Source organism: Ruegeria sp. CL3 (assembly GCF_056536505.1).
On sequence record NZ_JBQFPT010000014.1, the window covers coordinates 37642 to 59020 of the forward strand.

At 55.0% G+C, this 21379-nt stretch carries 23 protein-coding genes; 11 read left to right on the top strand and 12 right to left on the bottom strand.

The features are described 5' to 3' along the window. Positions 1-54: 54 nt before the first annotated feature. Entirely contained in the window at positions 55-1023 is a 969-nt protein-coding gene (repB, locus tag ACR0NO_RS19140) for a plasmid partitioning protein RepB (protein ID WP_170417850.1), read from the bottom strand. Continuing rightward, positions 1023-2207 (bottom strand): plasmid partitioning protein RepA, encoded by a 1185-nt coding sequence (repA, locus tag ACR0NO_RS19145; RefSeq protein ID WP_170417853.1) that lies wholly within the window; start codon positions 2205-2207, stop codon positions 1023-1025. The genes repB and repA overlap by 1 nt, the downstream gene beginning before the upstream one ends. 836 nt (positions 2208-3043) lie before the next feature. Here repA and ACR0NO_RS19150 point away from each other — a divergent pair. Together ACR0NO_RS19150 and ACR0NO_RS19155 are read left to right on the top strand one after the other, a co-directional pair. Further along, positions 3044-3301: a type II toxin-antitoxin system ParD family antitoxin gene (locus tag ACR0NO_RS19150; RefSeq protein ID WP_170417856.1), complete on the top strand. Its 258-nt coding sequence runs from the start codon at positions 3044-3046 to the stop codon at positions 3299-3301. Continuing rightward, a complete protein-coding gene (locus ACR0NO_RS19155; RefSeq protein ID WP_170417859.1) occupies positions 3298-3642 on the top strand; it encodes a type II toxin-antitoxin system RelE/ParE family toxin in 345 nt (114 codons plus the stop codon). The genes ACR0NO_RS19150 and ACR0NO_RS19155 overlap by 4 nt, the downstream gene beginning before the upstream one ends. A gap of 54 nt (positions 3643-3696) precedes the next feature. On the opposite strand, the gene ACR0NO_RS19160 is transcribed toward ACR0NO_RS19155, so the two are convergent. Further along, positions 3697-4752: a tyrosine-type recombinase/integrase gene (locus ACR0NO_RS19160; protein ID WP_170417862.1), complete on the bottom strand. Its 1056-nt coding sequence runs from the start codon at positions 4750-4752 to the stop codon at positions 3697-3699. Between the two features lie 573 nt (positions 4753-5325). Beyond that, positions 5326-5973: a class I SAM-dependent methyltransferase gene (locus ACR0NO_RS19165; protein ID WP_170641957.1), complete on the bottom strand. Its 648-nt coding sequence runs from the start codon at positions 5971-5973 to the stop codon at positions 5326-5328. A 97-nt stretch (positions 5974-6070) separates the two neighbouring features. On the opposite strand from ACR0NO_RS19165, the gene ACR0NO_RS19170 reads away from it, so the two are divergent. Both ACR0NO_RS19170 and ACR0NO_RS19175 read left to right on the top strand, forming a co-directional pair. Continuing rightward, complete coding sequence (locus ACR0NO_RS19170) at positions 6071-6976, top strand: LysR family transcriptional regulator (RefSeq protein WP_170641959.1); 906 nt, start codon at positions 6071-6073, stop codon at positions 6974-6976. A gap of 9 nt (positions 6977-6985) precedes the next feature. Next, positions 6986-7492 carry an ATP-binding protein gene (locus ACR0NO_RS19175; protein WP_170641961.1) on the top strand — a complete coding sequence of 169 codons (507 nt, stop codon included), beginning with the start codon at positions 6986-6988 and terminating at the stop codon, positions 7490-7492. 90 nt (positions 7493-7582) lie between these two features. Here ACR0NO_RS19175 and ACR0NO_RS19180 read toward each other — a convergent pair whose 3' ends face one another. Together ACR0NO_RS19180 and ACR0NO_RS19185 are read right to left on the bottom strand one after the other, a co-directional pair. Beyond that, entirely contained in the window at positions 7583-8005 is a 423-nt protein-coding gene (locus ACR0NO_RS19180) for a DUF4345 domain-containing protein (protein WP_170641963.1), read from the bottom strand. 28 nt (positions 8006-8033) lie between these two features. Next, positions 8034-8861, bottom strand: a complete 828-nt coding sequence (locus ACR0NO_RS19185; RefSeq protein WP_170641965.1) for an NAD(P)H-binding protein — start codon at positions 8859-8861, stop codon at positions 8034-8036. A 137-nt stretch (positions 8862-8998) separates the two neighbouring features. Between ACR0NO_RS19185 and ACR0NO_RS19190 the strand changes: the two genes are divergently transcribed. Continuing rightward, positions 8999-9994 (top strand): AraC family transcriptional regulator, encoded by a 996-nt coding sequence (locus ACR0NO_RS19190; RefSeq protein ID WP_170641967.1) that lies wholly within the window; start codon positions 8999-9001, stop codon positions 9992-9994. A 212-nt stretch (positions 9995-10206) separates the two neighbouring features. Here ACR0NO_RS19190 and ACR0NO_RS19195 read toward each other — a convergent pair whose 3' ends face one another. The 3 genes from ACR0NO_RS19195 to ACR0NO_RS19205 all read right to left on the bottom strand — a co-directional run bounded on the left by ACR0NO_RS19195 (position 10207) and on the right by ACR0NO_RS19205 (position 11746). Further along, positions 10207-10683 (bottom strand): GNAT family N-acetyltransferase, encoded by a 477-nt coding sequence (locus tag ACR0NO_RS19195; protein ID WP_170641969.1) that lies wholly within the window; start codon positions 10681-10683, stop codon positions 10207-10209. 228 nt (positions 10684-10911) lie between these two features. Then, the gene (locus tag ACR0NO_RS19200; RefSeq protein ID WP_170641971.1) at positions 10912-11268 is read right to left on the bottom strand and encodes a VOC family protein; all 357 of its coding nucleotides are present in this window, start codon (positions 11266-11268) and stop codon (positions 10912-10914) included. Positions 11269-11308: 40 nt separating this feature from the next. Continuing rightward, the gene (locus ACR0NO_RS19205) at positions 11309-11746 is read right to left on the bottom strand and encodes a VOC family protein (protein ID WP_170641973.1); all 438 of its coding nucleotides are present in this window, start codon (positions 11744-11746) and stop codon (positions 11309-11311) included. 107 nt (positions 11747-11853) lie between these two features. On the opposite strand from ACR0NO_RS19205, the gene ACR0NO_RS19210 reads away from it, so the two are divergent. Then, the gene (locus tag ACR0NO_RS19210) at positions 11854-12558 is read left to right on the top strand and encodes a helix-turn-helix transcriptional regulator (RefSeq protein WP_170641975.1); all 705 of its coding nucleotides are present in this window, start codon (positions 11854-11856) and stop codon (positions 12556-12558) included. Positions 12559-12971: 413 nt separating this feature from the next. Here the strand turns inward: ACR0NO_RS19210 and ACR0NO_RS19215 are convergent, their stop codons facing one another. From ACR0NO_RS19215 to ACR0NO_RS19225, 3 genes are read right to left on the bottom strand one after another with little or no spacing between them, the layout of a single operon-like run. Further along, positions 12972-14090 (bottom strand): Gfo/Idh/MocA family protein, encoded by a 1119-nt coding sequence (locus tag ACR0NO_RS19215; protein WP_480725143.1) that lies wholly within the window; start codon positions 14088-14090, stop codon positions 12972-12974. After that, positions 14087-15142 (bottom strand): sugar phosphate isomerase/epimerase family protein, encoded by a 1056-nt coding sequence (locus ACR0NO_RS19220; protein WP_170641977.1) that lies wholly within the window; start codon positions 15140-15142, stop codon positions 14087-14089. Before ACR0NO_RS19220 ends, ACR0NO_RS19215 begins: the two co-directional genes overlap by 4 nt. A gap of 23 nt (positions 15143-15165) precedes the next feature. Further along, positions 15166-16218, bottom strand: a complete 1053-nt coding sequence (locus ACR0NO_RS19225; protein WP_170641979.1) for a LacI family transcriptional regulator — start codon at positions 16216-16218, stop codon at positions 15166-15168. 162 nt (positions 16219-16380) lie between these two features. On the opposite strand from ACR0NO_RS19225, the gene ACR0NO_RS19230 reads away from it, so the two are divergent. The 5 genes from ACR0NO_RS19230 (at position 16381) to ACR0NO_RS19250 (ending at position 21379) form a co-directional block, all read left to right on the top strand. Then, complete coding sequence (locus ACR0NO_RS19230) at positions 16381-17607, top strand: ABC transporter substrate-binding protein (RefSeq protein ID WP_480725144.1); 1227 nt, start codon at positions 16381-16383, stop codon at positions 17605-17607. 94 nt (positions 17608-17701) lie between these two features. Then, the gene (locus ACR0NO_RS19235) at positions 17702-18592 is read left to right on the top strand and encodes a carbohydrate ABC transporter permease (RefSeq protein ID WP_170641981.1); all 891 of its coding nucleotides are present in this window, start codon (positions 17702-17704) and stop codon (positions 18590-18592) included. Then, positions 18585-19490: a carbohydrate ABC transporter permease gene (locus ACR0NO_RS19240; protein ID WP_170641983.1), complete on the top strand. Its 906-nt coding sequence runs from the start codon at positions 18585-18587 to the stop codon at positions 19488-19490. The genes ACR0NO_RS19235 and ACR0NO_RS19240 overlap by 8 nt, the downstream gene beginning before the upstream one ends. Before the next feature lie 5 nt (positions 19491-19495). After that, the gene (locus ACR0NO_RS19245) at positions 19496-20575 is read left to right on the top strand and encodes an ABC transporter ATP-binding protein (protein ID WP_170641985.1); all 1080 of its coding nucleotides are present in this window, start codon (positions 19496-19498) and stop codon (positions 20573-20575) included. A gap of 63 nt (positions 20576-20638) precedes the next feature. Next, complete coding sequence (locus ACR0NO_RS19250; protein WP_170641987.1) at positions 20639-21379, top strand: sugar phosphate isomerase/epimerase family protein; 741 nt, start codon at positions 20639-20641, stop codon at positions 21377-21379.

The following is a 21379-nucleotide window of genomic DNA, read 5'->3' on the forward strand; positions in this document are numbered from 1 at the left end:
GAAGCTCCGGTTTCGGGGGTTTTGTTTGTTTGCCTTCCTCCTTTCTGCTCGTCCTCAGTTCTTTTTCTTGGCGTTTACAGCTGTAAACTCAGCGTGTGAGCGCTTAATGATTTCAGCCATGTTTTCGTCCAACCAGCTAGCGAAGCCAGCGTTAGCTCCGGTCCTTTTGACCGAAACAGTTAGTGATCCGTTGGTAGATTTGATTGTAACGCCTTCGATTGGGTTGAGTTCGGCTGCACCTTCTCTTTGTCTTGCACCGCGTTTGGCAGCTGCTTTTAGGAGCATTTCCAGCCGATCATCTGACGACATCGATGGCTCAATGGTTGCAAGAAGATTTGCAGCTTCATCTTCCGCTAGCTTGCCTGCAACGAAGTGCTCTGCAAGCACGGTCCATTTTGGGCGGCCTGATTTTGGGGCTGCGCCGATCATGTCACCAATCTTTGCAGGAACATGTTGCGTAATTTTTGTCAGGTGAGACAGCCCTGATTTCGAAACGTTCAATACTTGCCGCACCGTTGCCGTGTCATGCCCGGAAGTCAGGATCGCCTCGGCGAAACGTGCTTTCTCGTAGAAGGAAAGATTGCGCCTCGCAGCATTCTCAAGCCCTTTGGCGAGAAGCGCTGAAGCATCGTCGATATCCTGAACATTGGCGCGGACTTTAATACCAAGTTCACGACAGGCTTTGAGCCTCCTCCGTCCATAAATTGCCTCGTATCGACCGTCGGATTTCGATCTTCTGACAAGAATGGGAACTTGTTGGCCACCGTCTTGTATACTCGACATCAAGCTTTCAAAACTATCGTCTTCTTCGTCAATGTTTACAGCTGTAAACTCACCGAGCCTATCGGCAGGCCCCCAGTCGTCGATCAGAGCAGGGTCAATTTCCCTGATTGCGGCAAGAGAGCCCTGAAGCGCACCAAGAGCAGGGGCATTGGGTTTTGGAGTTTTATCGATGGCCTTGGGGCCAGAGCGCGCGATGGTGTTTGCGATCCCCGACATCTCCTGAAGCGACTTTCTAGCCATTAGCTGCGTCCCCATGCTTGATGGATCATTTGCTCTACCTCAGAGCCGATCGCATCCATTGAGTTCTTTGCCCGATCATAAGTTGCGCGTGTCATTTCTGACCGCACGACTTCGTAAATTGATTGTTTGAGCATTGTGGCGTCACTGACCGCGGTGCTTTTGAGGGCTGTGGCTGACATAACGCGATCCTGAAACAGTGCCCGCATGAACGAAGCCAGTTGTTGAGACGGTACGTCTGTTGGCTCGTCACGCGTTATCAGGAATTTGAAGTTGTCGTATTCGAGCGTAGCGCCGGCATCTTCAATGACTGCCATGTAAGCACCAGCGAGTTCGAGAAATTGAGCCGTCGAAGACACGTCCAGCATCGAAGGTGTAAGTGGCACAAGCAATGAACTGGCGGCCGCCATCCCAGCAATTGTCAAGAATCCTAGCTGAGGTGGGCTATCAATCAGAACAAGGTCAAAATCTCCTTCCACCTGGGCCAGGGCATTCCGTATTCTTGTAAAGAACGGATGGTCTGGGTTGGAGTGAACGGCAGATTCTGTCTCAAATTCGGAAAGAACAAGCCGTGACGGAGCCACAGAGAGACCGGGGAAGTACGTCGGAAGCACGACGTCCGCCATATCTACCGGATCTTCATATCGAATAGCATCGTAAATCGTCAGCCCGTCAAACTCTATTTCGGGGCTTATGCCGCACATGGATGTAAGAGAGCCTTGAGGATCCAGATCAACAGCCAGCACACGGTAACCGCGAAGCGCAAAATAGTGAGCCAAGTGAATTGTTGTGGTGCTCTTACTGCTGCCGCCTTTGAAGTTCATCAACTGCCAGACTTGGAGCTTTTCTCCTTCAGTCCGGCGAGGGACATAGCGCCCTTTTTTGCGTGAGGTTTTCTCAAGCGTTTCGCGAGCCTCCCAAAGTTCTTGGGCAGTATAGTAACGCCTACCGCTGCGTACGTCATTCGGTTCAGGAATCGTTCCCTCTGCGTGGACTTTGCGCATGAATTGACCTGAGACTCCTAAGAGTTCAGCAGCTTCTGGCGCTGCAAAATTTCGCAGTGATTTGGTGTTGTCGGGGGCAAATGCAGCAAGTAGATGTTCCCGGATAGCCGAGTTTAATCTCTCAGATATTTCCGTGGCGAGTGCCGATGGTCTTTCTGCCGCAAGTGGTGTCACGGGAATCATGTAGTTGCCTCAAATTAAAGAATGTGGTCATTTTTGCGCCACTTGAGATAAACAGCCGTGATTCATAGCACTAAGTCAAGGATTTTCGCCTATATTGTAGGTTTTCCAACGCGGAGGACTACATACGCTTTGCATCAGAGCAGGGTGGTTTACAGTTGTAAACTCGGTTGAGCGGGATCATGGGTTCTTTCAGTCGATGAAGTTCTAACGTAGGCATGCGAAGGCATTCCTGTAAAACTCCTCCCTATGCTCCGCTTTGAGTAGAACGCCTCTAGCATGGAGTTGGAGTGAAGGCCGAACGGCTTTTGGCGCAAATTGCGCAATTGGGAAGGGCAGGGAGCTAGTTGAGCTGATTGGTCAAATTCTCTCACCAACAATTTCGTTATCGAGTTTTCTGCGATACCAACTTCGTAACAATACTTCTGCGCCAGTACGGGAGTACGATGCGGTGAGAATGGCATGGCGATCTGGGTCAGATACACCGAGCTCAGCCCGTGCGCAGAGGAAAACACGCGAACATTCCGGCTAGAGTCAGCCGCTCGCCAATTGCCCAAGAAATGGCATACCGTGAGGGCGGGGTTTCGGGAATTGTGCGCCTGTAAGTTGCGACGGAACACGGAACTGTCCTCGATCCAGTGCAGCTGTGCTTGCGCGGCGCGGCTTTTGACGCAAGTCTCTACCGTCATTGGATTCATATGGGATCACAGACATGATCCGTGTGTTCACGTCCCATTAGCGTCCATAAAACCAGCTTGCTCGAATTAGTGATTTTGGGCTCCTCAATCGTTGAACAGACGGTCTCGTTGGCATATATTGCCAAAAAGGAGGCTTACGCCATGGTAACCCGCAATGTTGTACTTACAGAATCGCAGGATCAACTGGTGCAGAATCTGGTTGCGTCCGGTCGATATCAGAACGCCAGTGAAGCGTTGCGCGCCGGCCTTCGGCTTTTGGAGCGGGAAGAAGCGGGGCTGGAGTCTCTCAAACAAGGCTTGCAGGAGGGTGTAGCGCAGGCTCAGGCCGGAGATTTGGCAGAAGGCAGGGGTTCGGATGCGATCCGTCGTGCCTTTGCAAGGGCACGAGCCAAGGCGTGACCAGACCCTTTCGACTGACACGCCGCGCTGAATCCAGCCTGGTGGAAATTGCCCGATGGACCATCGACAAGTTTGGATCGCATCAAGCCGATCTTTATGAACAAGAACTAATAGCGCGCTGTCAGGCCATCACAGAGGGCAGGGTGGCCAGCCGAAGTTGTTCTATATTGGTCGAAGAGGCGGCGGATCTCAGATATGTGCGCGCAGGAGAGCATTTCCTGGTTTATCTGGATCAGCCGGACGCGGTGATCATTGTTGATATCCTGCATTCCCGTTGCGATCTGCCGCGACATGTTTCCGCGCTGGCCACGTTAACAGATGCGACAGGAAACAAGACATAGGCACAGCAGCCGGAGTTTCCCTCAAGCGGGGATTATTAAATAGTCAGTAACTACTCACCCCAGTAGATCAGTCGCCGGGTTATCCGCGATGTCCACATCGTCGTAGTATTTCTGCGCCTGGGCCATGGAGCGATGCAGGGAGAGGCGCATCGCGGCCTGGATCGGGGCGCCGTCCAGCGCGGCCTGGGTCAGGAAGCCCGAGCGCAGCCCATGGGGGGAAGCGAACCCGTCCGGCAGGCCCGCCAGTTTCGCCCGACGCTTGACGATCTGCGCGATGGCATCCGGGCTGAGGCGGCGGGTTAACACCCGATCGGCTTTTGAAACAGGCCGGAACAAGGGGCCGTCCTGAATCTCACCCACCTCGATCCAATGGGCCAGCGCTTGGGCTGCGCGGCCTTTCAACACCAGCCGCGGCGTTTCACCTTTGGTTGTCGTCTTGGTCTCCAGCAGTGAAATCCAAACCAGGCTTTTCTCGTCGAACTCCTTCAGCGAGACGTCTTCAAACATCAACCCGGTGATCTCCGAGCGCCGTCTACCACCCGAAGCCCAACCCAGCATCAAGATGGCGCGGTCGCGGCAATCCCGCCGGGACCCCCGACAAGTGGACAGCAACTGCTCGAGCACATCGCGGGTAATCGGTTGCTGCGATTTTGGGGCAGGGGGCCGGGCGGCGGCGCGGCGCGCCTTGGCACGGGCCTGCTTCACCTGCGGCGCATCAAAAGGGCTGGTCAGGTTCTTCATTCGATGAAAGGCCAGCCAGGAGGCGATGCGCCGGTCCAGCGTAGAAGGGGCCGGGCAGGCGAGGGACTTGCGTAGCCCTTGCGCGATCAACATCTCGGCACTCTGACGCGCGACATCCTCGGGCGCGGCATCTCCCAGATCGCGGGCGTGATCGAGAATGAAGGCCAGCGCTGTGGCCTCGCTCTCGGGCCAGTCCAACGGCACTCCGAACCGTGCTGCCTTCCAGGCCGTTACATAGAGCAAATCGCGCTCATAGGCCCTGAGCGTGTTGGCGGGTGTGCCGCGGACATAGAGATCGGTCAGGGCGTCCTGGTCAGACTGCGACAGGGCAGGGGAGGGGGCGGGGAGATAGGGCTCAGGGGTGCTCATACGGCCCACTCTGCGCCCATTTTCCCGCAAAATCAATTATACTTGATAAGGGATACTTATCGGTTATAATAGAGATTTTGAGTTGGGGCGAATGTAAAAAGCAAAATGAGTTACTTTTGCGCGTTAAATGTGCAAGGGGACTGACAAACTGATAGAGTTTTTGGCATAGACTAACATTCGGATCTCACTGCAACCTTTTGACGTCAGCAACTGACATCACGATTGTTTTGTGGTTGGCTGTGCGTTGGACCGATCCTTTTGAGTGGTGTGCCCGAGGCATCCCAGAACATATGATGAGTGAGGACCTTGCGTCCGGTGCACTCGTCCTATTAAACGTTGAATGCTTCCCGTCCAGGCATACCGAGATTATTACAATTCGAAGAAGTGACCGACCCATGGGCAAAGTTATGACCGCGATTTGTACCCCACTGGAAGCCCGTGGAGGCCTCATGCAATCTGGTTCACTCAGCGAGACAACAGGTAATTACAGATATTTACAAAGCGATTGAAATCCCTATCTGTTTTCCATTTGGGCGTTTGTATTTAGCGTCTCGAAACTTGGTTGCAACGTACTCAGTGCTTTTTCGCAACGACATATCGACTAGGCAGCATTCCGGCCTGATCCGAGGTCTCTATTACCTCAAAGCCGGCGGTGACAAATTTCTGCTCGAGTACTTGCGCTGAGATGAAGTTGACAAAAGGCGCTTTCCCAAGAGCCTGCATGATCGGGATCGCGATCCGACGGATCATCGCATATTTGACGCCCCAATTCTCTGGAGCACAAACGGTTTTCGAAATGAAAACCCCGCCGGGTTTCGTCAATGAAAATATATGCACGAGCGTATCGTCGAGGTCAGGCACGAGGTGAAGCAGGTTGTGTGCCAGAATTGCATCGTACAATCCCTCATCAAGTCTATGCTCAAGAATTTCGGCCACTTTGAAGGTGACGTTTTCCAATCCTTCTTCCGCGCGCTTTTCATTGGCAATCTCGATCATACCTGACGCAAGATCCGTCGCGGTAACATGGGCAACGTGCGGCGCAAGTAGAAGCGCCGTTGAACCCGTCCCACAGCCAATTTCCAACACGTTGTCTTCCGCTTTAAGATAAGACTTCGTGCGCTCGAGCGTGTTCAGGTATCCTTCCATGTTCCGGATAGGATCAGCAGCGTACTTGCGCGATATCTTGCTCCAGAATGCGGCGTCCTTGGACAAAGTAGCCATTGTATTTCTCGCTTTAATAGGTGGTTGATGCACCCGATACTTTCAAACGCGGCCTTATGGAATTGCCAAAGTTCGCAGAATTGTTATGCATAAATGCATGAATTGGAAGGCCATCAACTTCGACTGGAACCAGGTGCGGTCTTTTCTCGCGACCTCGGAAGAAGGCTCGTTTTCCGCGGCGGCACGTGTGCTTGAGCAAACTCAGCCTACAGTAGGTCGCCAGGTTGCCAACCTGGAGCAGTCACTCGGCATCACCTTGTTTGAACGGGTTGGTAAATCGCTGAAACTGACAGCTGCCGGCACCGAGCTTTTGTTGCACGTCCGGGAAATGGCAGATGTTGCGAGCAGGATCTCACTGACCGCGACAAGCCAGTCACAAGCTATCGAAGGGCAAGTCAGGATAACCGCGTCCGACGTGATGTCAGCGTTTCAGTTACCGCCGATCCTGAAGCAGATCAGGCTTGCGGCGCCACGTCTTGAGATCGATGTTGTCGCTGCAAATGATATACGTGATATTCAGCGGCGCGAAGCCGATATTGCCATCAGACATGTACGCCCGACGCAACCCGATCTGATCGCAAAGCTAGTGGCGGAGGCAACAGCAAACTTCTATGCGGCACCTTCGTATCTTGACCATGTTGGGCGCCCCAGAAACGCAGACGACCTCGCCAAGCTGGACTTCGTTGGGTTTGGAGATGTGGACACAATGATCGGCTTTCTAAACCCGGCCGGCATCGACGTCACAAGGCAGAACTTCCGGATCGGTTCGCAAAGCGGGATCGTTTCGTGGGAGATGGTGCGTCACGGATTTGGTGTCAGTGTGATGTCGGATGATATAGCCGCATTAACACCCGGTATTGAGAGAGTCTTGCCAGACCGCGAGCCCTTCAGGTTTCCGATTTGGCTAGCGACGCACTCGGAATTGCACACCGCAAAGCGGATCCGACTGGTATTCGACCAGCTTGCGGCGCGGTTAGGCGATCAGACAAGTAGAAACACATAGGAAACCTCAATGTCACACGCGGTCCCAACACTCCACTTGCTGTGCGGCAAAGTCGCTTCCGGAAAATCCACTCTGGCGGCGGAGCTGTCGCGCCAAAATTCAGCAGTTCTCATATCCGAAGATCAATGGCTGAGCGCCCTGTTTGGTGACGAGATGTCTTCACTACAGGACTATGTGAGATGCGCATCGAAACTTGGTCAGATCATGGGCCCACATGTAACATCAATGCTGGTCGCCGGGGTTTCGGTCGTCCTCGATTTCCCGGCAAATACCCTCGAAAACCGAAGGTGGGCGCGTGGGCTGATCAAAGGTACAGGGGCGGCGCAGATACTCCATTTTCTGGATGTACCGGATGAGGTCTGTCTGGACAGGCTGCACGGGCGCAACAAAGAAGGCGCCCATGCCTTTGCCGCAACCGATGAACAGTTTCGACGTATCGCGCGGCGTTTTGTACCGCCATCACCTGACGAGGGTTTTCAAATCTTAACTCACCCCCCGAAGTCCAGGCTAAAGTAAATTCACCCTGCGGCACAGAGAATGATGCGGCCACCCGATCGCCAGTAGCGGATGGCCGTATACCCAAGATCAGTGGTGTAGTTCGTCAGGCTATGCCGTAACTTGAGGTATGTTCCCTGCTTTCTTTCGCCTCTCTTGGACCACAACCCACGCACACAACAGCGTAAGAACAACCTCTAGTCCGAGCGCAGCCAGAACGCCGGCAGATGGCCGACCATCGAGGACCAGACTGATTATGCGCCCCACGGCAAAAGCCGAGAAAACGGTTGTTCCAAGCAAAGCAGCTGAGCGCGCCAAATTCTTGTAAAGAGCACCCGCCAGTATGATCAGGCCAAGTGCTGCGAGATTGGCTGCAGGTGCGCGCAATTCGCTCATGAGGTTTGGCTGCGGCGTCAATGCTATGCCGTAGCCGGTGTAGAAGGCCTGCGGATCAAGTGTGATCGCCAGACCAATGCTGGCTGCCACTAAACCGGAAAAGCCAAGGACAAGTCTGTGTTTGAAGTCAATTGTCACGGTCGTCTCCATCATTTGCTGGCTTGCCTCAAGCGGCTTTGGTCCATGCCCCTGACATCGCGGCTTTTTCTGCAAATTCAGCAAAGTCGCGAGGCGTGCGGCCGAGCGCGCGCTGGACACCGTCTGCGAGGTTCGCATTGCGTCCATCAAGCGTCTCCCGTGCAATGTCCGTGATGACATCCGCGATCATCTCACCATTCGCGGTTTTGACTTCCGCATGGAAGGCTTCAAAGGAAATCGGCACGTACTGCACCGTCCTGCTCATGGCGCGCGAAAGTTCCACCGCCATTTCGGCAAATGTCATGAGAAGCGGTCCTGTAACTTCGTAAAGCTCGCCGTCGTGTCCCTCTTCTGTCAGCGCCGCGACTGCAACGTCAGCAATGTCGTCGACGTCGACAATGGGTTCGCGTACATCGCCCGCGGGCATGGGCAAGGTGCCCGCCATCACCGGATCAAGCAGGGCACCCTCCGAGAAGTTCTGGGCAAACCATGCAGCACGTACGATCGTGAACGGTACGCCGGAGTTTCGAACTACTTCTTCTGCTCGCTGGGCGTGAAACTCTCCGCGCCCCGTCAGCAGGACAACACGCTGCAGTCCTTTTTTTCGCGCCAGAGACGTGAAAGCTTCAACTTGCTCGACCGCGCCTGGGAAGGCGATGTCCGGAAAGTACGAAATGTAGGCGGCCGAAACGCCGTCTAAGTTGGCGTCCCAAGTGTCCGGTTTTTCCCAGTCAAAGGGGGTCTCGCTACGGCGCGACCCGCGCCGAACCGTGTGACCTTTTTCTTCCAGACGCTTTGCAATGCGAGATCCGGTTTTGCCTGTAGCGCCAAGTACGAGAATGGATTGGGTTGTCATTGATCATCTCCATGAATTCAGTTGATGACCCGAACATAAGGAACAAAATGAGACGAACTATTCTTGAAAATCCTCAATAATTGTCCAATCGTCCAGAAGCTATAGACGAACACCCTAATTCCCATCAAGATTGGGACATGAACCAGATTGATCATCACGTCCCCGACCCTGATGCGCTCGCGCAGCCGATTGGCGATCCGCTCGGGGAGATCCTCCATCTTTTGAAACTAACCGGCACCTTCTACTGCCAGTCTCGCATGTCCGCGCCTTGGGGTGTTTCCATACCGGGCTTTCCCGACATATTGAGCTTTGCGGTCATCACGCATGGGCGTTGCTTCATGCAGGTTGGTGACGGTGATCCGTTTGAACTTGAGAAGGGCGATTTGGTACTGATGACCGATGGCGCACCGATCGGTTTCTTCAGCTCGGAAGACACGCCTCTTTTGACACTGGAAGAGCTGCCCATACAAAAAGTAACCGAGCTTTATGAAACGCTGGAGTACGGTGGCGGTGGCGCCGAGACTGGCATCATGTACGGCTTGGTCAGAATAGATCACGCGGCAAGTGGGATGTTGATGAGTTTGCTTCCCGATGTTTTCAAGATCGATCCTTGGGAACAGGACGCAGGAAGCTGGTTGCAGGCGACACTGCAGTTCATCGCGAAAGAGGCACGTGAACTTCGGCCGGGTGGCGAGACGGTTATCACCCGTCTGGCCGACGTGGTCGTCATTGAGGCCATTCGTCGGTGGCTCAACAATGCACCTGATGCGAACCGCGGGTGGCTGAAGGCAGCCAGAGACGCCCAAATTGGTCGCACGATTGTCGCTATCCATCGCGCTCCTGCTGCAGACTGGACGGTCGAGTCGCTTGCCAAGATCGCAGGAATGTCGCGATCCGCTTTCTCAGCACGGTTTACTGAACTGGTCGGCGTTCCGGCAATCCAGTATTTGGCGACCTGGCGCATGTATCTGGCGCGAGAACGGTTAACTGAAACAGATCGGCCTATCTCGCAAATCGCTGCTGACATAGGATATCTTTCCGAACCTGCATTCAACAAAGCGTTCAAACGCGTGTTCCAGATGCCACCGGGTCAGATGCGAAAGATAGGTGTCGAAAGAAGGCAGGTTGCTTGAAGCGACCGCGAAGTCCGAGAACTCAGTTGAATTCTACAAAGCTTCCATAAGTAGTACTTGCATCGCGCGCAGAGTTCGTTCCATTTTTTTGCGAGCTCTACATCGGGATTGGTCTTTCAGCTGAGTTTGAACCAAGCTCCATTTGCGCTTTTTTGTTTGAGTAGGCCGCGCACCTGCGCGACCTGTGATGTCTCACCACCTTCGGACCGGTCTCAAGCCGCACTTGTTGCAAGGCGGTATTTTCGGAATTGTGCTCCATCGTATGTCATCTCGCCCTCAAACTCTGCGCCCATGCGCTTTAGAGCTCCTAGTTTTGTGCGGGTGGGCGGAAGCAGGAGTGTGACGGATGGGATTCTCGGGTCGCCGTGCGCGAATTCTAGTGCCTGCGCGGTGATCCTCATCCCCAAACCGAAGGCCGAGGTTTTCAGCACGAGGCCGTAGTCCCAGTCAGGACCCTCGCGCTGAAAGCCGCCCCATCCCACATAGGCGCCGTCCGCCAGAATTGCCCAATGGCCCAACCCGTCTTGCGCCCACTTATCTTCCTTAATTGCCACGAAGTCAGCTGAGCGCCGCTCATCCCAATTGCCTTGGAGCAAAGGCATGTGCAGAGTCAGAACTGGATCGGACATATGTTCCGCAATATTCTCGACCGCAATCTCGGATAGGCGCGTGAAGGTGATTTTTGTCATGTGCTCGTTTGCGCCATGCTGTTTGCCACACCTTTGGTTTCGGGGCCTTCAATGGCATCAACCAGAAATTATTGCTAGGCCTATCCTAGAAATCGCTTTTGCGTGTTCAGGTGGCGCATCATTTTGAGCACGATCCAGAGCCACGCGAACTTCATTGAGATACCCAACGCAGGTCAAGATCCAATCGAGGTAGGTCCTATTAAGGCAAGAGGGCTGCTCCGACCTGCCTCAGGCGGAGAAGCAAATCTTGTTGCTGTCCAGGTCCCGAACATAGGCCGAGAAGCGTGGACCACGTTGGCTCGGTGCGCCTTCGCTCCTGCCACCGAGCTCGATGGCCAGAGCGTGCAGCCTCTGGACCTCTTCAGAAGATCCAACGCTAAACCCAACCATGATTCCGTTGCCATTTGTGGCCGGTTTTTCGTCGAACGGGATGGCCGCTGCGAATGCAAAACCAGGCCCAAGCCAGTATGTCATTCTGTCACTGGGCGAGACGCGCTCGACGCCCGATTGCTCAAAAAGTTGGTCATAGAAGCGCGTTGCGGCGCCCATGTCGTTGGTCCCAACGACGAAGTAGTTCATCTGCATGATGCAATGTCCTGTGAGATTGCGTTGAGTACTGTGAGGGTCACTGACCGGTCAGTCTGAAAAACTCGATCAACTGACCGTTGGGATCGGTGATCTTGAGCAGCTGGATACCCGGTTCTTTGATGATCTTGGGCGTAGCTACACCGGCGACCGTGGCGCGGGCTTGCATGGCTTCCAGATCGGCCGATTGCAGGTAAGGGACTGCGCCCGATCCCGCTTCAGACCCAGGTGCGTATTTGTCCCGGGACACGATTGCGAACCATCCGCCCGCCACCTCAAAGGCCACAAAATCCGGTAGCCCGATTGCAGGTTCGCTGTCGAATAGGGCGCGATAGAAAGCTTCCGAGCGCTCCATGTCGTCGGTCGGCACATAGGCGCCCATGGCCATGATCGGCGCAGTCCCCCGCTGCTCCGCCGACTCCGCAAAAAGTGCTGTGGGCAGGGCTGCGGCGAGGGCGATGGCAATGAAACGTCTCATGTTCTGATCTCCTTTTTTTGATGTCTTTCCTGCTTCTACCGCGCCTATGCTGACAGCGTGTTGTCAGCATAGTGTCAGTATGGTCTGTTCGATCGAAAGGAGATCACATGCGGCGTGGAGACAGGCTTTTTGAAGTCATCGAGATTCTGAGACGTACCAAAGGCCCGATCTCGGCCCAGTCCATTGGAGAAGAGTTGGGCGTGACCAAGCGCACAGTGTATCGCGACGTCGCTGCGCTGATCGGTCAAGGCGTGCCTATCAATGGCGAGGCCGGGGTGGGCTATGTGTTGGAGCCCGGCTTTCACATGCCGCCGCTGATGCTGACCCCGGACGAGATCGAGGCGGTGACACTCGGAGTTCTTTGGGTTCAAACCCGAGGCGAGCCCGAGCTAGCGCTGGCGGCTGAAAAACTGATCACAAAGCTGGAAGCTGTTGCACCAGACAAGTACCGGACATCGTTTCTTCAGCCGGCCGTCAGCGTAGCGCCCGTCGCTCAGCCGGACGAGGTTCTTGGCGCCGCCGCCGTTCGTCTGGCCATTCGGCGTCGCAAAAAGATAGACCTGAAGTACTCAGACAACTCAGGCAAAAAGACCCACCGTGTGATCTGGCCGATACTTCTGGGTTATCGGGACACCAGCCGCATCATTGCCGCATGGTGTGAGATGCGAGAAGGCTTTCGTTACTTTCGGACAGAACGAATTGTTGAGGCAGAGGTCCTTGAAGACAGTATTCCTCGGCGAATGGACCTCCTTCGCGCGGAGTGGCGCGATGCGACCGATGCGGAACGGAAGCGCTATGAAGAGGGGGCTTAAAACGGGGCTTGCGGAAGGATTGTTTTGGGGAAGCTGCAGAGCAGCGATAGAAGGATGGCCAATGCCGGAATGGGCCGGTTGTCATGCAGGCGAACGCAGCGACTTAGGGTGAGGAGTCTGTTCCGGGAGGGGGCAGGATAGTACGTTAGCGAGAACCGCTATTCATGCAAAACGAGGCGAAGGTGTCGAAAGAGCCCCATGCCTGTCATTTTAATTTCATGCAGCGAGTGCGCGCAGTGGCAAATATTCTGCACAAGCACGAAATTCCATGACGCGGTGCAGCAGCGATTTCGACCCTTCGTGAGCGACGCAGCATTTTTTAAGGCGGTAATTTACAGAACGCGAGACGAAGCGGGCTTTCGCTATATATATTCTAACGGCTGCAATTTAGCTTACCCCAAGCACTTAAAGCCTTAGTTTGATTTATTGTGCACCCAAGACGCGTCATTTTTGGAGCTTGCCTGACACGCTGCGATAAACCACATCCCGTTCATAGCAGCGTCAATCCCTGGGAGGAGAAGCCCATCGCTAGATTCGCTGATAAGATCGGCTGCGTCACTGTAGAGATTGGCGAACCCCTCTAGATACCCCTCGGGATGCCCAGGAGGGATGCGCGTCCAACGGTCATTTTCATCGCCTAAATGAGAGCCGCCCCGTGTGAGGATTTGTGTGGCCGCCCCAAATCTGGTGAAACTCATCTGATTTGGGTTCTCTTGGTTCCACTCAATGCTGCCTTTATCGCCATAGATGCGCAATGTCAGGCTATTTTCGCAACCAACGGCAACTTGACTGGCCCAAATCATACCCTTGGCACCACCATCCAAACGTAGAAGGATGTGGGCATTGTCATCGACCTTACGCCCATCTACGAAACTATGCAGGTCTGCGCACAGCGCTTCCGTACCAAGCCCCGATACGAAAGAGAGCAGATTGAAGGCGTGCGTGCCGATATCACCGATTGCGCCGGCCCCAGAGCGATATGGATCAGTGCGCCAGTCGGCTTGTTTGTTCTGGGCGTCCTCAGTAAGCCAATCCTGGGCATATTCAGCCTGAACCACACGTATTTTCCCCAGATCTCCACGTACAATCATCTCTCGGGCTTGCCGCATGAGAGGGTAACCTGTGTAATTATGAGTGAGGATGAATTTTGCATTTGAAGTGTCCACGGCAGCTTTGATTGCCTCAGCATCTTCCTGTGTCGCGGCAAGGGGTTTGTCACAGATCACGTTAATCCCAGCATTCAAAAACGCGATCGTCGGGCTTGCATGCATATGGTTTGGCGTCACAATCGCAACTGCATCAATCCCGTCTTCACGTGCAGCTTCCTGCTCGGCCATGACTTCGAAACTGTCGTAAGACCGCTCCGGCGCGATGCCCAGCTCCACAGCCGAGGTCGCCGCGCGTTCGGGGTTGGATGACAACGCGCCCGCGACCAGATCCCACTTGCCATCGATACGCGCGGCGATGCGGTGGACACCGCCAATGAACGCGCCTTGGCCGCCGCCGACCATTCCAAGTTTTAGTTTTTTCATAGTCCTAGCATCCGTTTGATTTGCGCATCGTCGCGCTCTGCGCCGGCGAAGTCGTCAAAGGCTTTTCCGGTCACCTCGATCAGGTGTTTCTCGATAAAGGGCGCTCCTTCGGCCGCACCCTGTTCCGGTGATTTGATGCAGCATTCCCATTCAAGAACGGCCCAGCTGTCATAGCCATATTGGGTCAGTTTCGAGAAGATGCCCGCGAAATCGACCTGGCCATCGCCAAGCGACCGGAACCGCCCGGCGCGATCCGTCCACCCCTTATAGCCAGAATAGACGCCCTGACGCCCGGTCGGATTGAACTCGGCATCCTTGACGTGGAACGCGTTGATGCGGTCGTGATAGAGGTCGATGAACTGCAGGTAATCCAGTTGCTGCAGCAGGAAATGCGACGGGTCGTAATTGATCATCGCCGCTTCATGGCCGTCACAGGCATCCACAAACATCTCGAAGGTGGCGCCGTCGAAGACATCTTCGCCGGGGTGGATTTCAAACCCGATATCCTGCCCGTGATCCTTGTAATGGTTCAGGATCGGTATCCAACGGCGACCTAGTTCGGCAAAAGCTTCATCGATTAAGCCTGCAGGGCGTTGCGGCCAGGGATAGAGATAGGGGAATGCCAGCGACCCTGTGAAACTCACCGTGTGCTTGAGGCCAAGCCGCTCTGAGGCGACGGCGGCCTTCAACATCTGATCCACGGCCCATTGCTGCCGTACCTTGGGATTGCCATGCACAGCCGCAGGCGCGAAGGCGTCAAAGGCTTCGTCATAGGCGGGATTCACGGCCACCAATTGACCCTGCAGATGCGTGGACAATTCGGTGATCTCGACACCCGCATCCGCGCATAAACCTCTGACCTCGTCGCAATAAGTCTGGCTCGTCGCGGCCTTTTCAAGGTCGAACAGACGTGCGTCGAAGGTTGGGATCTGCACGCCCTTGTAGCCCAGCCCTGCAGCCCAGCGAGCGATCTCGGCCAGTGAATTGAAGGGCGCGTCATCGCCCGCGAATTGAGCCAGAAAAAGAGCGGGCCCTTTGATTTGAGATGCCATCGGTTTCTCCTTACGATGGGTTGTTAGTGTCCAGATGGAATTTCCAGCCGTTGCATCAACGGCTCATCGGGTTCGATAAGTTGCCTCATGACAGCCTTCGCGAGGAATTGGCCGCTCTTACCTACATCTTCAGTTTCGACGAGGATTTCGTCGCGGAAGGTCTTAAGCAATGGCACGGTTTCTTTCGAATACACATCGATGTCCTTGCCCAGTTCGCGCCCCATGCCTTCGAGAACAACGATGGCCGCAATGGCCACTTTGGGAGAAGCGCAGACTACGGCATCGATATCAGGTGACTTTTCAATCCTGTTCATCAGCCAATGCCGGATGTCATCGGAAGAATCGTCGCTAGATATTTTCTCGGCAATCCGATAGCTCAGATTCAGGCGCGGCGCGGTTTCAACCAGGCCGCGCTTCATGTCCGTGGCATAGGCCTGATGCAGCGGCGGCAGAATTGCGTGGATGTTTCTGCGACCGCGCTCTGCAAGCCGGTTCAGCGCGATGCGCATGAAAGCAGCGTTGTCGTAGTCGGAATAGGCGTGATCGGCACACCATTTCGAGCGCCCGTGGGTGCCAAATGGAAACTTGCGCTCCATCAGATAGGCGACGCGCTGGTCCTCCGGTTCGATCATGTTGAAGATGACCGCATCGGCTGATCTGGTTTCGACTATATACTTGATCGGACGCAAAGAATCTTCGTCCGGAAACCATGGCAAAACGTTAAGGTGAAACTGTGTCCCGCGCAACTCAAGTGCGATCGAACTCGTGAGCCGGGTTGCACTGCTGATGACATCTCCCTCTGCGGGCACGACGAGAGTGATAACATTTGTTCGACCGGTCCGGAGGCGGACGCCGGCACGGTTTGGGACGTAGCCCACCGCATCGGCGATTTTACGGACAAGCTCTTTGGTGTCGCTGCCGATATCCGGAGCATCCCCCAGCGCGCGCGAGACTGTTGCGACGGCCAGACCGCTGATTCGCGAGATGGTCTTCAAGGTCGGTCGCTCTCCTGGGTGAACCAGTGCCGACAGCTCATTCTTGCTCAATCCAGTGATTTCATCTGCACTTCGTTTCATAGTTTTACACCTCAGACAGACCTAAACATATTTGGGAATCCTTGTTTCGCCTTCGTCTACAAATGGCCATACACCAAGTATAGGGGGCGCAAAAAAACACTTGCAAGGACAATCTATAACGTTATAGGAGTTTTTCTATAACGTTTCAGATGGGAGGAAACCATGAACCGGACTAAAATGCTGATGTCAGCAACGGCGATTGTCGCCGCATCCAGCGCTTCTGCCGCTGAGCTTGAAGTTATGCACTGGTGGACGTCGGGCGGTGAGGCCGTAGCGGTCCAGCAGTTCGCCGATGCCTTTAATGCCACGGGCAATACTTGGGTTGATGGCGCGATCGCTGGAGGCGACGCCGCGCGCGCTGTTATGGTGAGCCGCCTGACAGGTGGCGACCCAATGGGCGCGTTCCAGTTCAACCACGGTCGTCAGGCCGAAGAGCTGATCGAGGCCGGACTTCTTCGCGACATTACTGACATTGCCGAAGCAGAGGGTTGGAGAGATGCCATAAACCCATCATCCTTGCTGGACTCTTGCACGGTTGACGGCCGAATCTATTGCGCGCCTGTCAACATCCACTCTTGGCAGTGGCTCTGGTTGTCGCACAAAGCATATGAAGATGCAGGCCTCGACGTGCCGACCAACTGGGATGAATTCGTTGCATCCGCCGGTGCGCTCGAAGCGGCTGGCAAGCTCCCGCTTGCATTGGGTCAGCAAGGCTGGCAGCAGCGCGGACTGTTCAACACATTGTTTGCTGCCTTGGTGCCCAATGACGTGTTCCTTGCTGTTTATGACGACAAGGATGCGGACGTTGCGGCGGGACCCGAAGTTGCACGTGTTTTCGCGGCAGCTGCGGATGCCCGCGATATGGCGGCCAATTCCACAATTCAGAACTGGAACGACGCAACCAACATGGTTATCACCGGCCAGGCTGGCGGCCAAATCATGGGAGACTGGGCTCAGGGTGAATTCGCCGTTGCCGAACAAGTTGCGGGGGTCGACTATACCTGTCTGCCGGGTCTCGGTGTAACCGAGCTGCTTAGCACGGGCGGCGATGCTTTCTACTTCCCAGTCTTGACGGATGAGGCGCAGATCGCAGCACAGTCCGAACTTGCAGCTCTGATGCTCCGTCCGGACACGCAGGTTGCGTTCAACCTCGCTAAAGGTTCCCTACCGGTGCGTGGTGACATCGATTTGTCGTCAGCCAATGACTGCATGCAAAAGGGCCTGGCCCTTCTGGCTGATGGTGCAATTCTGCCAGACACAGCTCAACTGGTCACTCCTGACACAGCGGACCAGATCAGCACGTTGTTCATTGAGTTCTTCGCTGACTCATCTATCACAGTCGAGGATGCGCAGGCTCAATTCGCGAGCATCATCGCGACAGCGCAGTAATCTGCAACTTAGGCCGGTCCGCGAATACGCGGGCCGGCGTTATTCAGGTGTTTGGCGCGGCATTTCGGATGCAGGTCAGCGCGGGGGAAAGATCATGTCATCAACACGCCCGAACCAGTTGTTCCGCAACAAATCGGCAAAAATTGCAGCAATCCCGATGATCGGGACCGCACTCTTTGTTTTTGTTGGCGGCACGATCTGGACTGTCGTTTACAGTTTTACCAATTCCGGTCTTCTGCCGCGTTTGCAGTGGGTTGGCCTAGATCAGTACGAACGCTTGTGGGCCACGCGTAAATGGCTCGTTTCAATCGAGAACCTTGCCATCTATGGCTTCTGTATGCTGGTTTTGATGTTTGTGATCGGCTTCATTTTGGCTGCGCTGATTGACCAAAAGATCCGATTTGAGAATACAATTCGCACCGTCATCCTTTACCCCTACGCGCTCAGCTTCGTTGTCACCGGTCTGGTCTGGCAATGGATTCTGAACCCGGAATTTGGCGTGCAAAATATCGTGCGTGGTCTGGGTTGGGAAAGCTTCACCTTCGACCCGCTCTATACGCCCGATATCGCGATTTACGGCGTGCTCATTGCCGGCCTCTGGCAGGGTAGCGGGCTCGTTATGGTGCTGATGCTCGCCGGTCTTCGCGGTATCGATCAAGAGGTCTGGAAGGCGGCCCGTGTCGACGGTATCCCCGCCTGGAAAACTTATATCTTCATTGTCATCCCGATGATGCGCCCGGTCTTTATCACGACCCTTGTACTGGTGGTGACGGGCATTGTGAAACTCTATGACCTGATCGTGGCGCAAACGGGCGGGGGTCCGGGCATCGCCACCGAAGTTCCCGCCAAATACGTCTATGACATGATGTTCCAGGCCAACAATTTGGGTCAGGGCTTTGCTGCCTCGACCATGATGTTGGTGACGGTCGCAATCATCGTGATCCCCTGGGCTATCCTCGAGTTTGGAGGCAAGAACCGTGGCTGATACTTCCGCTTCCGCTTTCACCGGCCCACATGGGCCAAAACCGCAAAAGGCCTTCTCGCGACGCAATATCTTTCTCTACGGCACGCTCTTTGTAGTGGCTGCCTACTACGCTCTGCCGCTCTACATCATGATCGTGACGTCGCTGAAAGGCATGCCGGAAATCCGGATGGGCAATATCTTTGCCCCGCCGATGGAGGTGACTTTTCAGCCCTGGGTCAAAGCGTGGTCCGAGGCTTGTACCGGTCTGACCTGTAACGGTCTCAGTACTGGGTTCTGGAATTCGGTCCAGATCACGATCCCCTCGGTGATCCTGTCGATTATCATCGCATCGGTGAACGGCTACGCTTTGGCCAACTGGAAGTTCAAAGGCGCGGATTTGTTCTTCACCATCCTGATCTTTGGCGCCTTCATCCCCTATCAGGTGATGCTCTATCCGATTGTGATCATGCTGCGCGAGATTGGCCTATACGGATCGTTATCGGGGTTGGTCGTTGTTCACACGATCTTCGGGATGCCGATCCTGACGCTGCTGTTCCGCAACTATTTCACGTCGCTGCCTGAAGAGCTGTTCAAGGCTGCACGCGTCGACGGGGCGGGCTTCTGGGGCATCTATTTCCGCATCATGGTGCCCATGTCCCTGCCGATCTTCACGGTTGCGATGATCCTGCAAGTGACAGGCATCTGGAACGACTTCCTGTTCGGCGTCGTCTACACCGGCCCGGAAAGCTATCCGATGACTGTGTCGCTGAACAATATCGTCAACACGACCCAAGGCGTGAAGGAATACAACGTCAATATGGCCGCTACGATCCTCACCGGATTGGTGCCACTGACCATATATTTCGTCTCGGGAAGACTCTTTGTGCGCGGCATCGCCGCAGGCGCGGTGAAAGGCTGAACATCATGGAAAACTCAGTAGAAATCAAAAATCTCGACCTGCGGTTTGGATCAGTTGAAGTCCTCAAAGACCTCAATCTCGATATCGGAAAGGGCGAATTCCTGGTGCTCCTAGGCTCGTCCGGTTGCGGCAAGTCCACCCTGTTGAACTGTATTGCAGGCCTGCTGGATATCTCAGCAGGGCAGATCCACATCAACAGTCAGAACGTTACTTGGGCCGAGCCGTCCGAACGTGGCATCGGTATGGTGTTCCAGTCCTATGCGCTCTACCCGCAGATGACGGTCGAGGGGAACCTGTCCTTCGGCCTTAAGAATGCGGGCCTGCCAAAGGCTGAGATCGCCGAGCGGATCAAACGCGCTTCGGAAATCCTGCAAATCGAGCCGCTTTTGAAACGCAAACCTGCCGCCCTGTCCGGTGGTCAGCGTCAGCGTGTGGCCATCGGGCGTGCGTTGGTGCGCGACGTCGATGTATTTCTGTTTGACGAGCCGTTGTCGAACCTCGATGCGAAACTACGCGCGGATCTGAGGGTCGAAATCAAGCGCCTGCACCAGAACCTCGAAAACACCATGATCTACGTCACCCACGACCAGATCGAAGCGATGACGCTGGCCGATCGGATCGCGATCATGCGGGGCGGTCAGATCATGCAGCTGTCGTCCCCTGATGAAATCTACAGCCGCCCGGTCAACAAATATGTGGCGGGCTTCATCGGATCGCCGTCAATGAATTTCATGGATGGCCAGATCAAGGACGGTCACTTCGAAGTGGGCGAGCAGAAGATCCCGCTGTCCGGCTACGAATTCTCTACGGAAGGTTCGGTCGAAGGCCCTGCGACCTTGGGTATCCGCCCCGAACATGTGGTCACCGGAGAGCTTGTGCAGAACGCGCCCTATCAGATCGACGTGGATATCGACCTGATTGAACCAACTGGCTCAGACAAGCTCGTGGATTGTGTTGTTGCGGGCAACCATTTCCGCGTGCGCATGGAGGGGCAGGCCGATGTGAAGGTCGGTGAGAAACTGCGACTTGGTTTCGACCTGTCACAATCCTCGCTCTTCGATATTCAATCGGAATTGCGGCTCTAAGCGCTTTCCAATCCCAAAAAGGGCCGAATGGCCAACCCTTAACCTGATCTAAAAGGACAGATCATGCCTTCTATTTCCTATCAGCTCTATTCGTCGCGCAATTGGGACGTTGGAGAAACCTTCAAGATGCTTGAAGAGCTGGGCGTAAAAGAGGTCGAAGGCGTCGGCCCTTACTATGAAGACCTGGCCAAGACCAAAGCATTGCTCGAGACGCATGGCATGACCATGCCGACGGGCCATTTCGCGCCTGATCTGGTCGAAAACGAGCCCGAAAAGGCGATCGAGATTGCCAAGGCCCTTGGGATCAAATCGGTGATCGTGCCCTTCATCCCGCCTGCCGAGCGCCCGACCACATTGGCCGGTTGGCAGGACTTCGCGACGCGTCTGGCCAAGGCGGGCGAGCCGATCATCGCTGCCGGGCTGGAATACGGCTGGCACAATCACGATTTCGAGCTGGTGCCCGTTGACGGGCAAATGCCGCTCGATATCATCGCGGCAGCCTCTGATGACATCATGCTTGAGCTTGATCTGGCCTGGGTCAAAGTGGCCGGTCACGATCCGGCGGAATGGCTGACGAAATATGCCGACCGCATCACCACCGTGCATGTCAAGGACCGCGCGCCCGAAGGCGAGAATGCCGATGAAAGCGGCTGGGCCGATGTGGGTCACGGCATCATGGACTGGCCCGCGATCAAGCAGGCCATGGATGCCGCCGGGGTCGAGCGTTACGTCATCGAACATGACAACCCCAATGACCATGTCCGCATGGCCACCCGGTCGCTGGCCACCGTTCAGGCATTTTGA